This window comes from Microbacterium sp. LWS13-1.2, assembly GCF_040144835.1.
In the GTDB taxonomy this organism is placed as follows: Bacteria; Actinomycetota; Actinomycetes; order Actinomycetales; family Microbacteriaceae; genus Microbacterium.
Genome location: NZ_CP151632.1, coordinates 3010562 through 3028000, shown reverse-complemented (window position 1 = coordinate 3028000; position 17439 = coordinate 3010562). Strand labels below are relative to the sequence as shown.

13 protein-coding genes are annotated in these 17439 nt (G+C 64.7%); 6 read left to right on the top strand and 7 right to left on the bottom strand.

Annotation, left to right across the window (positions count from 1 at the left end):
* Positions 1-17 precede the first annotated feature (17 nt).
* From MRBLWS13_RS13995 to MRBLWS13_RS13980, 4 genes are all read right to left on the bottom strand, one after another.
* On the bottom strand, positions 18-347 hold the full coding sequence (locus MRBLWS13_RS13995; protein ID WP_349425950.1) for an L-rhamnose mutarotase: 330 nt from the start codon (positions 345-347) through the stop codon (positions 18-20).
* Positions 344-1213 carry a carbohydrate ABC transporter permease gene (locus MRBLWS13_RS13990; RefSeq protein ID WP_349425949.1) on the bottom strand — a complete coding sequence of 290 codons (870 nt, stop codon included), beginning with the start codon at positions 1211-1213 and terminating at the stop codon, positions 344-346. The genes MRBLWS13_RS13995 and MRBLWS13_RS13990 overlap by 4 nt, the downstream gene beginning before the upstream one ends.
* 34 nt (positions 1214-1247) lie before the next feature.
* Positions 1248-2090, bottom strand: a complete 843-nt coding sequence (locus MRBLWS13_RS13985; RefSeq protein ID WP_349425948.1) for a sugar ABC transporter permease — start codon at positions 2088-2090, stop codon at positions 1248-1250.
* Positions 2091-2219: 129 nt separating this feature from the next.
* Positions 2220-3590, bottom strand: a complete 1371-nt coding sequence (locus MRBLWS13_RS13980) for a carbohydrate ABC transporter substrate-binding protein (RefSeq protein ID WP_349425947.1) — start codon at positions 3588-3590, stop codon at positions 2220-2222.
* A 155-nt stretch (positions 3591-3745) separates the two neighbouring features.
* On the opposite strand from MRBLWS13_RS13980, the gene MRBLWS13_RS13975 reads away from it, so the two are divergent.
* Positions 3746-4792, top strand: a complete 1047-nt coding sequence (locus MRBLWS13_RS13975; RefSeq protein WP_349425946.1) for an SDR family NAD(P)-dependent oxidoreductase — start codon at positions 3746-3748, stop codon at positions 4790-4792.
* Positions 4728-5051: a hypothetical protein gene (locus tag MRBLWS13_RS13970; protein ID WP_349429069.1), complete on the top strand. Its 324-nt coding sequence runs from the start codon at positions 4728-4730 to the stop codon at positions 5049-5051. The genes MRBLWS13_RS13975 and MRBLWS13_RS13970 overlap by 65 nt, the downstream gene beginning before the upstream one ends.
* A gap of 343 nt (positions 5052-5394) precedes the next feature.
* Here the strand turns inward: MRBLWS13_RS13970 and MRBLWS13_RS13965 are convergent, their stop codons facing one another.
* A complete protein-coding gene (locus MRBLWS13_RS13965; protein WP_349425945.1) occupies positions 5395-7548 on the bottom strand; it encodes an alginate lyase family protein in 2154 nt (717 codons plus the stop codon).
* A gap of 518 nt (positions 7549-8066) precedes the next feature.
* On the opposite strand from MRBLWS13_RS13965, the gene MRBLWS13_RS13960 reads away from it, so the two are divergent.
* On the top strand, positions 8067-12236 hold the full coding sequence (locus MRBLWS13_RS13960) for a DNRLRE domain-containing protein (RefSeq protein WP_349425944.1): 4170 nt from the start codon (positions 8067-8069) through the stop codon (positions 12234-12236).
* Between the two features lie 113 nt (positions 12237-12349).
* On the opposite strand, the gene MRBLWS13_RS13955 is transcribed toward MRBLWS13_RS13960, so the two are convergent.
* Complete coding sequence (locus MRBLWS13_RS13955; RefSeq protein WP_349425943.1) at positions 12350-13390, bottom strand: LacI family DNA-binding transcriptional regulator; 1041 nt, start codon at positions 13388-13390, stop codon at positions 12350-12352.
* A gap of 75 nt (positions 13391-13465) precedes the next feature.
* On the bottom strand, positions 13466-14083 hold the full coding sequence (locus MRBLWS13_RS13950; RefSeq protein ID WP_349425942.1) for a hypothetical protein: 618 nt from the start codon (positions 14081-14083) through the stop codon (positions 13466-13468).
* A gap of 109 nt (positions 14084-14192) precedes the next feature.
* Between MRBLWS13_RS13950 and MRBLWS13_RS13945 the strand changes: the two genes are divergently transcribed.
* From MRBLWS13_RS13945 to MRBLWS13_RS13935, 3 genes are all read left to right on the top strand, one after another.
* Positions 14193-15479 (top strand): extracellular solute-binding protein, encoded by a 1287-nt coding sequence (locus MRBLWS13_RS13945; RefSeq protein ID WP_349425941.1) that lies wholly within the window; start codon positions 14193-14195, stop codon positions 15477-15479.
* Positions 15480-15552: 73 nt separating this feature from the next.
* The gene (locus MRBLWS13_RS13940; RefSeq protein WP_349425940.1) at positions 15553-16518 is read left to right on the top strand and encodes a sugar ABC transporter permease; all 966 of its coding nucleotides are present in this window, start codon (positions 15553-15555) and stop codon (positions 16516-16518) included.
* On the top strand, positions 16508-17410 hold the full coding sequence (locus tag MRBLWS13_RS13935) for a carbohydrate ABC transporter permease (RefSeq protein WP_349425939.1): 903 nt from the start codon (positions 16508-16510) through the stop codon (positions 17408-17410). The genes MRBLWS13_RS13940 and MRBLWS13_RS13935 overlap by 11 nt, the downstream gene beginning before the upstream one ends.
* Positions 17411-17439 lie beyond the last annotated feature (29 nt).

The window sequence follows — 17439 nt, the reverse complement described above, 5'->3', positions numbered from 1 at the left end:
CGGACACCCATGAGGAGTCAGTCGAGGTGCCAGGCCTCGTCGAGAATCTGCCAGTTCGGGACGTCGGCGTCGTCTGTGAAAGGGGTCTGACACGGCGCCGTGCGCGACCACCACTCCTGCGTCACCGGATCCGCCGCCATCTTGCGCTGGTCGGCGTCGTAGTCGTCGCCCACGTACTCGTAGTAGCCGAACAGCACGTCGTCGATGACAAAGATGGTGAAGTTGCGGATACCGCACTGCGTGATCGTCTTCTCCACTCCTGGCCACACCGCACCGTGGAGAGCGAGGTACTCGGTTCGCTTCTCGGGCCTCATGCGGCAGACCATGCCGAAGCGGCGCGAGATCATCCCTTCGTCCCTCCGGCCGTCATCCCTTCGACGAGGAAACGCTGGGAGAAGAGGAAGATGATGAGGACCGGGGCAACCGAAATTATCGTGGCGAGCGCGAGTGTCGGAAGCTCGATCGTCACCGATCCCGCCGACGTCGGGTTGAACAGCGGCACGTTGGAGAGCAGCTCCGCAAGCCCCACCTGGATCGGCGAACGTCGCCCAGGCACCGTGACGAACGGCAGGAAGTAGTTGTTCCAGTTGCCGACGAAGTTGAAGAACCCGACGAGAGCGATGACAGGCGCCGCCAGGGGCATCGCGACACCCAAGAACACCCGGAACTCGCCTGCGCCGTCGATGCGCGCGGCATCCAGCAGGTCTCGGGACACACTCGTGGAGAAGTAGATGTACGCGAGATACACCCCGAACGGGAAGAACGAGAACGGCAGGATGACAGCCAGCGGGTTCCCGATAAGCCGCACGGCGCTCAACTCGAGGAAGATCGGGAGCACGAGGGCGGTGTTCGGGATCAACATCACGACGAGCGTGACGATGAGCAGCGCCCGACGCAGTTTGAAATCCACGAGGGCGAGTGCGTATCCGGCAGGGATGCTGACGACAAGGGTGAGAACGAGTGCCGCACCGGTGTAGAACGCCGCATTGCCGAGCCAGGTCCAGACGATGCCGTTCTGGAACTCGGAGAGGTACCGGAAGTTCTCCGCCAGCGTTGCCAACGATCCGAACGAGAAGGGGTTCTCTGTCAGGAGCGCGAGGGGGGACTTCGTCGGCGCAAGCAGCAGCCACGCGAGAGGCAATGCGAAAAACACGACGAAGAAGGCCAGTACGACGAAGGCGAGCACACGGCCGAGCCAGTTCCGTGGAGTCATGGCGGACGAGCGTCGTCGCGACAACACGACAAGACTATTCGCGTTCAAAGAGACCTCCACGGAAGACAAAGAATGCGGCCAGCCCGAGAGCGACGGCGAGCAGTACGAGCGATATGGCGGCGGAGCCGCTGAAGTCGTTCTGCCGGAACGCGTAGAGGTACGCAAGCTGGTTGAGCGAGTAGTCGGCGGGCACGACTCCCTTGCTAGCCTGCGACAGCACGCGCGGCTCGACGAAGAGCTGGGTGCCGGCGGCAAGCGTCATGATTCCCATATACGAGATCCACTTGCGCATGAGCGGCAGCTGTATGTGCCAGGCCGTTCGGACGGCATTGGCGCCGTCGACGCGCGCGGCCTCGATGACCTCGGGACTGATGTTGTTGAGCGCGCCGTACATGATGACGATCCACCCTCCCGCGCCAGTCCAGAACGCGATGACCGTGAAGATCACCGGCAGGTTCTCGATTGACATCGTCTGCACGAACGACTCGAACCCGAGCGCCCGCAGCAGGAACGAAACGGGGCTCACCGACGGGTCGAGCAGAAACAACCACAGCATGACGCTGGAGGCTCCTGCGAGAGCTCCAGGGATGTAGTAGACGAAGCGCGTGGACGACGACAGCCACCGCTGGCCAAGAGAATGGACAAAGAGCGCGAGTAGGACGACGAAGATCGTCTGCACCGTCAGCCAGATGACAAGGTAGATCCCGACGTGCTGTACGGCCGGCCAGAATCGATAGTCGTTGAAGACCTTGACGAAGTTGTCGATGCCTGCGAAGGCGCCGTTGCTGGTGAACGCGAGGAAGATCGCGTAGAGGGTCGGGATCAGTCCGAACGTGACGAGCAGCACGGCGTAACCGCTGCTGAACACGTACCCCATGGCGGCTTGTCCGCGGCGGGGATTGCGGGCGGGGGCGGCCCCCCGCCGCCGACCCGGAGCAGGGCCGGCGACGGAAGGCGCCATCGTGGGAGTAGCGATGAGAGGTTCCTTCTCTGAGCGGGGGGCCGATCAGCCGATCGTGTATCCCTGGACCTGTGCCTCGTTCTCCATCTCCTTCTGCCATTCCGGGACGACGGACGCCACGGTCTGGCCAGCGGCCAGCGCCGGCAGAACGAACTTGGAGTACGCCGTCTCGGCACTGAAGCTGGGGTATCCCCAACCACTCCACACCTGGCCTGCGGCGTCGACGATGGTCTGCGCGAAGTCGCCGACGAAGTAGCCGCCGCTCGCCTGGTTGGCGACCCACTTCTCCGCGGCCGCCTGGTAGGCGGGATACCCGGGTGCGAGTTCCACCTGATAGTCATCGGCGCTCGTGACGAACTCCATGAAGGTCTTCGTCGCATCGAGGTTCCGGGTGTGACTGGACGCGAGCCACGTCCCACCGCCCACGTTGCCCGTGCCGATCTCCTGGCCATCCCAGTGCAGGGGCGTGCCGGCGCCGAGCTGGCCTGCGGGGATGTTGAGACTATCGGGGTTCTGGAAGATCGCGCCGGTGAACCACACCGGGCCGGGCATACCGAGCACCTTGCCGCTGTACTTCTGGACGAAGTCGGCTCCGAAGACGCTGTCGGTCGCGAGAGTGCCGTTTGCGACCATGTGGTCGATGAGATCGGTCATCTGCTGGGAGTTCTCTGCATCGAAGTCGCTGCTGAAGGTGTCACCGTCTAGCTGGAACACCGGAGCCTGCGCACCCCAGTAGTAGACCATCATGCCGAGAAACGCGTCGCCGACAGAACCGAGGATGTATCCCGGGTGCTCAGCTGCGAGCTGATCGCTGAGATCCTGGTACTCCTCCCACGTCGTCGGGATCTCGTAGCCGAACTCGTTGAACAATGTCTGGTCGTACCAGAACACCGACTGCGCGAGATCGTTGCGGAGCCCGTACACGGTGCCGTCGATGGTCAACGGGTCGAGCGAACCGGGAGTGAAGCCGCCCAGGAAGTCGTCGTCGAACCATCCCTCGTTGACCGGGGCTGCGAACGGCTGTGCGCCCGCGTTCTCCTTCGCTGCCCATGACGCGTCGTTGTTCTGCGTCGAGAAGACGACGTCTGGCCAGCCCTCGCCGGCCTGGTCGAACAGGGCGATCCGGGTCTGCAGGCTTCCCGAACCGCTCGCGTTACCGTCGTAGGTCTCGACGTTGACCTCGACCTCGGGGTGAGCTGTGCGGAAGGCGTCGACGGCGGCCTCGCGAGAGGCGTCCACCCAGACGGTGATCGCACTGTCTGGATCCTGCTCTGCAGGAGTGAAACCGAGCGCGGAGTTATCGGTGCCGCCACCGGAACCGCCCGAGCACGCGGTGAGGGCGACCACGGCCGCCACTGACGTGGTGAGCGCGACTGATCGGGCGAGACGGGAGAGGCGGCGATGCTGTGATGCCATTTCGGGTCCTAACTTGTCGACATCCTTGGCGACTCGTCGCCGGCCGGCGACTGCCGAAGTCATTAGATCATACATGTGACCTATCCGCAATGACTCGCATGCCAGAAATGCGTGAGGATCTTTCCTTCGTATGACGTCATACCCATTGAAGACCCATGCGTACATTGCAGTACACCGCCCCGCGCAATCTGGTCGTTGCGGACACGGAACGGACCCCACCCGCAGCGGGTGAAGTTCAGATCGGCGTGGCCTTCGCAGGACTATGCGGTACTGACCTTCACATCTTCCACGGTGACATGGACTCGCGCGTCACGACGCCCCTTGTCTTCGGCCACGAAATGAGCGGAGTCGTCACTGCTATCGGGCCGCATGCGCGGGAGTGGGCCGTCGGCGATCGGGTCACCGTCATGCCGCTGCCTTGGGACGGCGTGTGCCCGGCCTGCCGAGCGGGACACGAACACATCTGCCAGAACCTCGACTTCATCGGCATCGACTCCCCGGACGCCCTGCAGGAGCGGTGGAACATGCCGGCGTCGACCGTGGTGCGACTTCCCGAGTCCATGCCTCTCGACGTCGCTGCGCTCGTGGAGCCGGTCGCGGTGACCGTTCATGACGTCCGCAGGTCTGAACTCACGATCGGCGACCGGGTCGTCGTCATCGGGGGCGGTCCGATCGGCGTCCTCATCGCGAGCGTTGCGCGCCATAAAGGCGCCGAGGTCGTCGTCATCGAAATGGACGAGCGTCGCAGGTCGCAGATCTCCGACCTCGGCTTCGCGACCATCGATCCCCGCGTGACCGATCAAGCCGGGTGGGTCGAGGAGTGGGCCCAAGGCGCGGGCGCGGACGTCGTGTTCGAGGTTCCAAGCCAGTTCGCGCTCACCCAAGCCGTCGGTACGACGATGGTGGAGAGAGGGCGAGGGAAAATCATCTTCACCGCCTCGCTTCTGAGCTTCCAGGGCGGCATCAACGTGCCCGGCTACACCGCAGCGAAGTCCGGTGTCGCGGGATTGACGAGGGCGCTCTCGAACGAGTGGGCGGCGCACGGCGTGAATGTCAACGCGATCGCACCGGGATACACCGCGACCGACAACACCGCGGCACTGCAGGCCGACGCGGACACGATCTTGGCATCACCGTATTGCCCGGCGTCGCGACTGCGACCGAGGTCCAGCAAGCCAGACGATTGGGAATTCGCACGGTGAAGTTCGTCCCGCCGATCGGCTCGGTGGGATCGCAGCGATCGCCGCACTCGCGGCGCCGTTCTCCGATATGTCGTTCGTGCCGTCGGGCGGCGTGTCGGCGGGAAACATGTCGGAGTACCTCGCGCACGGATCGGTTCCGGCCGTGAGCGGAAGTTGGATGGTGGCGCGCAAGCTCGTCGTCGACCGCAAGTTCGATAGGATCGAGGCCCTGTCCCGCGAGGCTATGAGCTTGTCCGGGGCCGACAGGAACGACGGATGAGCAGAGATCACGGCGGTCTGATCACCCTGGGCGAGACGATGGGCCTCTTCCGCCCTTTCGGAATCGGCCCCGGCGAACTCGTCGAGAGCTACCATCTGCCTTCGCGTGTCTCGCACCCGGAGACTGGGAAGGCTACCCGCGGCTCGAAGAATTGGCACTCCTCGACTCCTCCGAGCCTGTCAGCCGATAGCCTTCACGGCACCCGCAGAAAGGACGGAGCCGCGCGGTGTCCACCACGTCCCCACGGTCGGCCTACCCTTCCCGGCGGCGCGTCACCTCTCCGGCGCGGCGTTCATGCGCGACGCTGATCACGACGCCGGCCGCCCAGAGCGGGTCGACCATCTCACGCCGATCCGCTGGCGCGTATCTTGAATCCGAACGTACCTGCATGCGCGCTGTTGCCGGCCACGTCCTCCGCTCGGTACTTCAGGATGTATTGACCGTCAGGCAACGCGATATCCGCTTGATGCGTAGCACTTGTCTCCCCGTTGGCCGGCGTCTCGGTGCTGCTCACCAGCTTGCCGTCCTTGTAGATCTCTGCGATCACGCGCGCAAGTCCCCTGTCGTCTGTGGCGTCGATGTGGATCTGCGCGGTCGCGGACGGGCCGTGCGTCGCGGGTGACACCAGGGAGACGACGGGCCGCACCTTGTCGGAGGGCGCGTCCTGAAAGACGAGAGTGTCAATGAGACGGCTCCCGGATCGGAACTTCTCGTGGAGCACCCGTTCAACGGTGGTGAGATCATGCGAAGCCGGATGACCCGTGTAGTAGTTCGCAAGGATCTCGAAGAGGGGGGTGGACACCGTGCCGCGACCGCGGTCGGACACGAACGTTTCGGAGGCGACCGGCAGACCCGTGTTGCTGAGGTTGTACGTCCCGAAGTAGTTCGCGCCGTTCAGCAGGCGAGAGTCGTACGCACCGAAGATGTCAAGTCCCTGGTTCAGCGAGATCTCCGCCGAGTAACCGAGCCCTTCGAGACCCATGCCCCAGTGACCGACGTCTCGGCTGGACTCCTGGCTCTCGCCGGTCGGGTAGATGTAGTTCGCGAGCGACCCCATCGAAGCGGAACCGGGGACGACGTCACCCCGGTAGAACTGGCGCAGCGCTTCGTTGAAGATCTCGTGGTCGTCCAGGTATACGCCGAATGCCATGTTGGCACCGGTGATGAGAGCGTCCCAGTTTCCATTGGCCTGCGGATAGTAACCCGCGACGGTGCCCTCGTAGAAGACATTCCTCACGAGAGAGTCGAACCGTTCGATGTCGGCGGCCTGCCATCGGTCGGCGGCGGGGACCGTCGGATCGACGTTGTACACGTGCTTGAGAATCTCCGCACCCGAGACGAAATGCCGACCGCTCATGGCAACGAGTAGCTTGGCATCGTTGTTGACAACGGACTTGAGCGCGGCCGACCACCCGTTAAGCAACTCAATCGCCTTGCGCGCGTGCCTTGCGTCGCCGGTCAGATACCACTGCAGCGCGTTGTAGTGGACCGCTGTCGCATCGTTCGTGAACTGGCTCGCGCCGCGGTTCGGGTTGTTGTACGGTCCGCGCTCGACCACCTCGTAGTAGCCGTCCGGGCGCGAATAATTGAACGATGCGAGGTTCGATGAGGCCAACTGAGCATATCCGCCGGCCCACACCGACGCTTGCCAGCCGATAGCCGTCTTGAGAGCCGTCAGGTTGTCAGCCGTCTGGTAGATCCCCGGATGGGTGAACGCATCCTTCTTCACAGGCACGTCTTCCGAAACGGGATATCGATCATCGATCCACTCGACCTCGATGTAGTCCAGGTTGGGCCCGTCGTACACGCCCTGTCCGGGAGGGGCCTCGATCGACATCCGCAAGTCATTCTTGCCCTGCTGCAGCGGAGCGTTCATGTAATTGGTGTTCCATACAGTGTTCTGACCGATCGTGGCCGGTGTCTGCGTAGCCCCCGGCTCCGCGCTGGAGTTGTATCCCGAGACGGAGAAGATCATCCAACCGACCCAGCCTTCCGCACCCAGGTAGTCGGGGCCGTTGACGTTGATCCGCATGTTGCGTTCATCCCGCACGTTACGGCTGCCGGCCCACTTCGTACCGGGGTTGTTATAGACGAACTTCAAGCGGTAGTTGCCGGCTCGCGGGACGTCGATGACGTATTTGGCGCCCACCGTTCCGGCGGGAATCGATCCTTGCCATGCCGCCGAGGGCACGGGGTCGGCGAAGTCCAGGAATCCGCGGCCGGAATACCCGGTGAGCGGACTGGTCATCTCGGCGGGCTGATCGGCGATGCCATCGCTGCGGTGCACCTCACCTCGAAGTTCGATGGCGTCTTCCGCTTCGTATTTCGTGCTCCAGGCGAACTTCTCTTGTGAGGCGACCGCCGGGGTAGCAAAGGCGGGCGCCCCGATGAGGCTTGCGGCGAGGCCGACGCCGAGGATTCGTATGAGCTTCTGCATATCCCGCATCTCCTTTGAGGCAATCGCACCGCCACCACGGAACGCCGCGGCCAGTGACACCGGCCGAGCCTATCTACACGCCGGAACGGTCGGCAAGCGTTTACCAACAATCTCGATGACATAGTCAACGCGCGTAGGAAGGTTTTCTGTGTGTTTACCAGGCATTTTAATGCAGCCAGCAGCAGCGGATCGCCCGGATCAAGCTGGTGCCACTGTCGCTTTGGAACGCGCATTCCCCGGGTAGCCCGCGCGGCCGCAGGCCCCCGACACCGACGACGCTTGTCCGCTTCGGCACCCAGGGACGAGGCACCATTCCGTCTTGTGACGCCGCGGCGTTCCGCGAACCCTGTCGTTTCCGTTCGTCGCGCCATACCTCTCGAGTCAACAGATCCTGGCAAGAACGGAAAATCCGGAAAACGGTTGCCGTTGCGTGCGGATCTTCATATTGTTTTTTCGCAACCCTCGTGACAACGGCAGCGCTACTCGCTGCTAGGCCCCGAGGTCGGCCTCGTGCCGAGGGCAAACGCAAAGGAGCGCTCGTGTCCCCCATCGTCAGGCCTCATCTGTCGCATAACCCCGTGGCGACCGCCCCGGGCGCCGCCGCTCACGCCGCCCGGCGACTCATCGCAGTGGCAGCGACACTACTTCTGCTCGCCAGCGGGGTCGTCGTCGGGTCGGCCGAAACCAGCAATGCCGCGACGGTGACGAGTGTCGTCATCGACGAGGCTCTGGTGCGACAGTCGAACCCGACGACGACGTACGGCGACACCGAGACGTTGATCGTCCGCAACGACGTCGAGAGCTACATCCGACTCGACCTGACGAAGATCCAGGCGGAAGACCTCGCGTCCGTGCAACTGAACCTGCACAAGACGAACAGTGCCAACAAGATCGTCATCTCGCAGGCTAGCGAGTATGTCACCGAGGCCGGCGTGGAGACCTCGACGACGTGGAACGAGAGCAACCTCACGTGGGCTGGGAAGCCGCTGGATCTCGCGGGCACCCGATCCGTTACAGTCGACGCGCCCGCCGGAGTCGTTGGTCTCACGGTCACCGCCACCTCCCTGATCACCGAAGCGAAGGCTCGCGGCGCCGAAGCGCTCACGCTGCACTTGACGACCACGGGAACCGTCGGCACCGACGTCTACTCGACCCGTGCCGCTGATGCGACGCTGCGCCCCGTCGTCGACGTGGTCTACGGCATCGCTGAACAGATGATCAAAGACAACGCGTGGGTACGGATTACCGCGCCCGACACCAACTACGGCACTGCGCAGAACCTTGTCGTCGGCAAGGGCGGGCACACCTATATTCGGCTGGACATCTCCCAGCTCGACCCAGCGACTCTGAACTCGGTGGTCCTCAACTTCACCAAGTACAACAACGGGGCCAACATCATCGCCACCCGGGCGAGCGAGTTCACCAGCAGTGTCGGCATTGCCTCCACCACCCCGTGGGCGGAGACGAGCGTGACGTACAACGCGCGTCCGTTGGACGTGCCCAACTCGCCCGTCATCATCACGGCCGTGCCCAACGGCACCTCCGGCGTCGCGCTCGATATCGCGCCGCTGGTCCAGGCGGCCAAGGCTGAAGACGCCGACGCGGTCACCGTGCACCTGACTACGGACAGGGTGGAGGACCAGCTGATCTCCGGCACCGACATCTACTCCACGCGCGCAACCAACCCGATGTACACCCCCTGGGTCAAGGTGACCCGCACGACCGACGAGGCCCCGGTCGACTACCCCGTCGCACAACGCTTCGGCGACTACCCCGCCAATGGCCGTGCCGCCCAGGACGTGGTGCGCATCTCCAACGCAAACGGTCTCTACCTGCAGGCCGACGACCAAACCGGACGGGTGACACTCACCGCCGACAAGGCTGTGGCCACGTCGTTCGCGATCTACGGATACGACTACACAGCCTCGGAGTACCAGGGCACGGGCGGTGGCCAGCAGACCACCTACGCGCTCAGGAGCCTGTCCAACGGCAAGTTCCTGACCATCCAGAATTACAGCGGCGGCAAGGGCCGTCCGTACTACGCGAAGTCCGACTCGAACTACGTCGTCGCCGCGACCGCTGACGCCGTGAGGTGGAATGAGCGCTTCTCCATCAAGTCCTACCCGGAGTCCGGCAGGTACACGATCAGCAGCCACTTGAACGCATTGCGCGACGGCGCCGAGGCGTCGACCTTCCCGCTGCGAGTAACCGATGCCGGCGCGCACGTGAGGCCAGGAGACTTCGCCACCCACTACCTCGCCTTCGAATCCGTCGACGCCGCGAACCTCCTCGAGGTGCAGCAGCGCGTGACCGGAACGAGCGCTCAGCTCAGTTGGGTTCCCGTCAACGACGACCCCGATGCATCGCACTACATCGTGGAGGGCGCGACCGTGTCGCACGTCGACGGTTTGATGACGGCGACCGTCGGGAACCTGACGGCCGGGTCGCACGAGCTCACCGTCATCTACTCGGGCGGTGAGGAGCCGGTCGAGGACGTCATCGAGGTGCGGGTATTCAATCACCCGGGCGTCTCGCTCACCACGAAGCAGCTGGACTCGATGCGTGAGCATGTGGCTGCGAAGGAGGAGCCCTGGTACTCGGACTACCTGCGAATGAAGAACACCGTGCCGAACTCCATCGCGTCGCTGGACTTCAACGTCGTCGCACACGCAGGCGTCGGCCGGGGATCACCGGAGGGCTCCGGCAACATCCGCGACTACGAGTGGGCGAGTGCGGCCGCGTACTTCCATGCTCTGCAGTGGGTGATCACCGGTGACGTCCGTCACGCGGACAAGGTCGTCGAGATCCTCAACGCATGGTCGGGAACACTCACCCAGATCGATGGGCGCGATCAGATCCTCGGGGCGGGTCTGGGAACCCTGAAGCTGATCAACGCCGCCGAGATCGTGCGCTACTACGACGGCGGATACCCCGGCTACAGCGACGCCGACTTCGCGGCGTTCCAGTCACTGATGCTCGACGTGGTCTACCCGGTCATCCAGGACGCCGGCGCGCCGATGAACGCCAACGGCAATTGGGACGGAGCAGCGATGGTCACCGTTGAGGCGATCGGCGTGGTGACCGACAACGCGACCATCTACGACGAGGCCGTCGCGATGTACGAGAGCCCATTCATCAATGGCTCGATCGAGAACTACGTGACCGACTGGGGTCAGACCGCGGAGTCGGCGCGCGACCAGGCGCATGCCATGCTCGGGCTGGGTCTGCTGGGAGACTTCAGCGCGATCGCATACAACCAGGGGCTGAATCTCTGGGAACGGGACGACAACAAACTGGCTCGCGCGTTCAACTGGGTCGCCGAGTACAACCTGTTCCGTGGAGAAGGAACCCTCCGGGCGGAACCGGTCCCCAATGTGTTCGGCCGCACCGACGCCAACGCGTACTGGGACGAGATGGAAGAGCAGGCCATTCTGCGCGGGCAGTCGCGCCCGATCTTCGAAACCGCTCTGGCGTACTATTCCACCGTCGACGGCGTTGACGTGACCTGGATGAAGCGCGCGGCGGAGGCGATGCGTCCCGAAGGCTTCATCCACTTCGACAACCTCAACTTCAGCACGCTGACCTCGTACAACGGTGCACCGACCGAGGCCGCGGCGCCCTATTTCCAGCTGCGCACCATGCTCACTCCCTGGTACCAGCGCACCTGGAGCGAGGTGACGAGGTGGGGCTCCGTTCCACAGAGCTCCCGCGCACTCACGGACGGCGGTGTGCTGCCGGCGGAGTACACCACCGAGACTCTCGCGTCGTACTTCGCCGTGGGAGCGGATGGAACCGTCGCCGTTGGCAGCCGGCATGCCGAGGCGCCGTTCTTCCGGCTGGTGACCAACGATGACGGCACCAGCTCCATCCAGGAGGTCGCAACTGGACGCTTCCTCGGTGTGACGCCCACCGTCGTGAACGGCGAGAATGTGATCACCGCATCGGCTCTCGTCGTGGGCGACGCTGAGAAGTTCGTGCTACGCAGCACCGGGGTCGGACGGTCCTACCTGGTGCATGGCGGGAGGCTGGTGAAGATCGCCATCGACGGGTCGGTGGACGCCCCGCGAGACGCCACTCTCTCGCTGCGGCTGAGTACCAAGCCGGAGACGGTCAGCACCGCCACGACGCCCGAGAACGCGCTGCTGTTCTCGTACGACGTCCGCAACGAGGTCGATCGGGCCGGCGTGCAAGCCCACGACTCGATCCTGGTCGCGGGCGACTCCTGGAACCCCGTCGCCAACGTCGACAGCGCCACGAACTATCAAGGCACCCCGGTCGAGGACCTATCGACGGTCCAGACCACCGGCACCGTCGACCCCTCCACGGCCGGGCAGTACGCGGTGACCTACCACTCGGGCACCGCCACGAAGGCCGTCACCGTGACGGTTGTCGCTGCCACGACCCCCTCGGTTTCCATGATCTCTCGCGGCGGCACTGTCAGCCGCGCGGTGCCGGTGAAGGTCGCCGGCACCGCGGACGCGGGCAACAGCGGATGGAGCGCGGCAGGCGCCATCGTCCATGTCGAGCTGCGAGACGGCGCCGGCGCAGTCGTGGCGTCGCAGAATGCGGCCGTGACGGATGGCACATGGGCGACGGCCTTCTCTCTCGCCTCCACGCCGGGCGGGGCGTACGTGATCGCTGCAGTCGCCTCGTCGCGCAGCGGCGGGGATGCGACAGCGACCTCGGGTCTGAAGCTGAAGGTGCCAGGTCCGACCACTGCCCCCTGGCGCCACGCCGCTGTCCAGTGAGAACTGAATGGCGACGGCGCGTACGGCGTCACCCGGAACCTGTGGTGGGTCAGAACGCGTGCAGCAGCATCGACGGGTACGAGAGCGGTTGTCCCGGGCACATGGAGTGATCCTTAGGCGGTCGTCACGGCGCAGGCGGGAGTGCTCTCACGCACCACGACATGGCCGCGAACCATCACCGAGCGCGGGTCCTTCTGACGGGGCAGCATCGCCATTCCCAGCGCGTGCTCGGCGACTTCGTCCCACGGCAGATGCACGGTGGTCAGAGACGGGGTGACGTCGCGAAGCGCGACCATGTCGTCGAAACCAGCGACCGCGATCTTCCCCTGCTGATTCGCGTCCCGAAGAAACGTCATGGCTCCCAGCGCCATCGAGTCATTCCCAGCGAAGATCGCATCAACGGCAATTCCCCGCCGCAGCAATTCCCCTGTCATCGCGTATGCGCCATCGCGGGTGAAACCGCCGGTGAGCAGACGGTCGGGGCTGAGCTCGACACCGGATTCCTGAAGGCCGGCGATGAACCCCTGCACCCTGTCGCGTTGGGTCATGGCATGCATCTGCCCTGAGATCACCGCGAACCGGTCATATCCCAGCCCCCGCAACGCCACGGCCATGTCGTGACCGCCGCCGAAGTTGTCGTAGCTGACCGTGTCGAACGGGAGCCCAGGCTGCGACATCACCACGGCACGACCGCCTTCGGATTCGAAGCGCTTCAGCGCGTCAATGAGCGCCGGATTGGCGCGGTCGCTGGCGTGTCGCCCGCCGGCGAGGAGAAGGATCTCGGACCGCATCCCGCGCACCTGCTGGATCTGTGCCACCATCGAGTCGACGTCGTCGCCCGCGGGCGTGATCGTCACTGGGAGATTGCGCCGGCTGGTCGCGGCCATCACACCTGCCACGATCGGGTTGGCGTAGTCGTCGGGCACTGCTCCCACGATGAGGGACACCCCCCGCGTCCTGCCCTGCGCGAACGCACGAGCGGCGATGTTGGGGGCATAACCGAGCGACTGCGCCGCAGCGAGCACCTTCTGGCGGTTCTCTTCCCGCACATCCCGGTCCGTTCCGTGTAGAGCCCGGCTCGCCGTCGCCGGGGACACACCCGCCAATCGGGCGACGTCGGTAAGTCGGGGAGCGCGTTCCGCAGCGCGTGCCATCCGGGCCTCCTTCGTTGCGAGTTGCATTCGCCATTGGAAACTCTAACGGAAAGCGTTTCCAAGCGTCCATTGGATCTACCGTAGCGGTGAAGATTCGGTCCGTCGTCCCCATGCGCGGAAGGCGATCTCCGTGAGAGCCGCGCCGAGAAGGGCTAAGCCGACGGCGGGGAGTTGCGCGCTGAGGACCACCGCTGCTGCCGCCGCCGCGAGGGCGACGATGCTTCGCCAGGGCCTCAACGCCACGATCTGTGCCGCCTGGCGCGCCACCTCGCCCGCCCGCCCCACCCGAAGCCCCGCGGTCGGCGTCGCCAATCCGAGCAGCGAGACGACGACGGCCACCACCAACGTGACCGTCACCATGATGAGCCCGGCAGGGGCCGGAACTGTTAGCCAGAACGCCAGGGCGATCCATGCGCCGGCGCCGAGGGCCGCCAGCAGGGGCCCAAAGACCCAAAGCCGTCCGAAGTTGCGTCCCGTATCGGCGAAGAGGCCGCGCACCGACACGGGCGGGCCATCCACCGTCAGCCGCTCGCGTGCGGCCAGTGCCGCCGCGGAGCCCGGCGCGGCGGTGACCAGGCCCAGCCAGAGAATGGCCAGGCAGATCGAGAGAGTCAGGAGGTTCCCGGCGAAGGAGACCACCCCGAACAGGGTGTGCTTCGGCCGCGGTGCCTGCCCAGGCAGATTGGAACTCATCGACCCAGTCTGACAGCACCGTGCGAAGGTATCGGTTGACTTCGGGATGCGCTTTCCCTAATCTGGCAATCGCATTCCATCTTTTCCACGCAGTCACAAGGAGGTTCTCGTGGAGAATCGTAAGCACAGCAGGCTTCTCGGCTTCGCCATGGCTGGCGTTGCCGCACTCACTCTCACCGCCTGCTCGGGCGGCAGCGGTACGACACTCTCAGCCACCGAGAATCCTGAAGACGTCTCGGGAACGCTCCGCGTCCTCGTGCCTAGCTTTCCGGCAAGCAATGAAGGCACGGCCGCGTTCGACGCGATCGTGGAAGTCTTCCAGGAGACCTATCCGAACGTGGAGGTCGAACCCGACTTCGCCACGTTCGGCAACTTGAACGAGAAGATCTCGACCTCGATCGCCGGTGGCCAACCGTACGACGTCCTCGTCACCGGTGTCGGCTGGATCCCTCCGTTCGCGTCGCAGAAGGCGTTCCTCGACCTCGGTCAGTTCGGCGTCACACCCGACACACTCGCAGAGGAGGCGAACCCTGCTGTCGTGCCCGCCGTCGAGTACAACAACTCCGTCTACGCCTACCCGCTGGTGATGGGCCCCAAGCCTCTCGCCCTCAGCCGGTCGGCGTTCGAGGAGGCGGGCCTCGACCCCGACTCGCCGCCCACCAACCTTAATGAGCTGGCTGACGCTGCGGAGCGGCTGACCGTCCGCGAGGCCAGCGGCAAGATCACGCGCGCTGGATTCGATTTCTGGGCCGGGCCCGGCGAGTACCGGCAAGACTTCGTCGCGCTCCTCGGTGCGCTCGGCCACGACCTGTACGACGGCGGCCAGCCCAACTTCGACAACGCGCAGGGCGAAGAGGCGCTGGACTGGATCGGCGAGATGATCAATGACCGCAAGGTCGTCGACTTCGGCCAGAAGTCCGCGTCTGGTGCACCGCTGCTGTATACCAAGGAAGCGGCGATGGGCTTCGTCGGCGGGTACATCGACTGTGCGGCCGTCACCCAGGAGGTCTGCGACGATCTCGTCTTCTTCAACCTGGACGACGAGCGCGAAGCGATGTTCTCAGGTGGCCAGCTCGCGTCGATCGGCTCAACCACGAGGCTTCCCGAAGCCGCATGGGGCTTCATCGAGGCGATGTCGACGCCAGAGGCCGAGGCCAGCATCGCGAAGCTGAACTTCGCCGTGCCCGCCGCGGCGGATGCCGGCGACAGCGAGATCGTGCAGGGCAACCCCGCGAGCACGTTTGCGTACGAGAACCTCGACAACGTCGTGTTCGAGGGTGGCGCCGAAAACTGGCTGGACCTGCGGAACGTGTTCGCCACTGAACTGGACAAGGCGATCCTCGGCCAGGAGTCGTCCGCGGACGTGCTGGCCGGTCTGTCCGAGCAGTCCAAGTAACGACCGGTTGTAGTTCGGGGCGAGGAACCCGAACTCGCCCCGAACTCCAACCGCGCACTGAAAGGCTCCCACGATGGCGTCGAGCATCGAACAGAACGAGGCGATCGCGCTGAGCGCGGCGACGCTCGTCGAGCAGCAGCCGCAGCGCCGTCGCCCCCGGGCGAGCGGGCTGATCCGCTCGCAGCGGCGCGCAGGGTGGATCATGTTGGCCCCCGCCTTCCTCAATATCACCATCTTCCTCGGCGTCCCTCTGGTCGCGGCCGCCGTGCTGAGCTTCACCGACTACGGCCTCTTCTCGCCGCCCATCTTCATCGGGTTCCAGAACTACATCGATCTGATCCAGGACCCCGACTTCCTGGTCTCCGTCGTCAACACCATCGTCTACACGCTGCTGGTGGTGCCCCTCGGTATGGCGCTCGCGCTGGTGGGCGCGCTGGCCCTCAATATGGGCATCCGGGCGCGGTCGCTGTATCGCGTGCTGTTCTATATCCCGGTCGTGACCGCGACGGTCTCCGTCGCGACTGTCTGGCTGTGGATCCTCAACCCGAACGTCGGTCTCGCCAACGAGATCCTGGGCCTGTTCGGTCTGCCGCCGTCCAGGTGGCTCACCTCCCCCGACACCGCGCTGGCGTCGCTAGCCATGATCGGCATCTGGCAGGGCCTCGGAACGAAGATGGTGATCTACCTCGCCGCACTCCAAGGCGTCGACCCCGCCCTCCTGGAGGCGGCCCGCCTGGATGGTGCCAACAACTGGCAGACGTTCTGGAACGTGACCTGGCCGGCACTCGGCCCGTCGCACTTCTTCGTGCTCGTCACTTCGATCATCGCCTCGTTCCAGGTGTTCGACCTGGTCTACGTCACCACCAAGGGTGGTCCCGCGAACTCGACTCGCGTCCTGGTCTACGACATCTACGAGAACGCGTTCTCCGGTCTCCACTTCGGGCTGGCGTCGGCGGAGTCGGTGTTCATGTTTATCCTGATCGGCATCTTCATCCTCGCCGGCCTGCGTCTTCAGAAGGGCAGCTCCAGTGGTCACTGAAGTCATCCGCTACGCAAGCAGCCGCCGAAACGTCGGCTCTTACATTGGTCGCGCGCTGCTTTACATCACTCTCACACTCGGTGCCGTCGCGATGGTCGTGCCCTTCGTCTGGATGATCCTCACATCGCTGAAGTCCCCCGCCGAGGTGACCACATTCAGTTGGTTTCCCGCGGAGCTGCATTGGGACAACTATGCCGAGGCGATGAGCGCCGCACCGTTCATCGACTACTTCCGCAACAGCCTCATCCTCACCATCGGGCAGACGCTGCTGACCCTGGTCTTCGCCACGGCCGCCGGCTACGCGCTCGCCCAGCTGCCGATCCGCGGGCGCGGCATGCTGCTCGGCTACGTCATCGTACTGCTCATGGTGCCGTTCCAGGTGGTCATCGTGCCTCTCTTTCTCGTCGTCAAGCAGATCCCGCTGTTCGGGGGCAACGACATCTTCGGGCAGGGTGGCAACGGGTGGCTCGACAGCTGGTGGGGTCTCATCGTCCCGCTTGCTATGGGACCGCTCTACATCTTTCTCGCCCGGCAGTTCTTCGTCACGCTGCCACCCGAGCTCGGCGAGGCAGCCCGCATCGACGGCGTCAACGAGTTCGGCATCTTCGCACGCATCATGGTGCCGCTGGTTCGCCCTGCTCTGGTGACGATCGCCGTCTTTCAGATCGAGGCGGCCTGGAACAGCTTCATCTGGCCGCTGGTGTCCACCCGCTCGCAGGACCTCCGCCCGCTCCAGCTCGGCTTGGCGATCTTCGCCCAGGACCCGCTCAATATCCAATGGACCTACCTCATGGCCGGCGCCACCCTGGCCACTCTGCCGATGATCCTCCTGTTCATCCTCGCCCAGCGCTACTTCGTGCAGGGACTGGCCAACGCCGGGCTCAAAGGATGACCTGTCCACTCCGTCGCACCGCGGGCCGC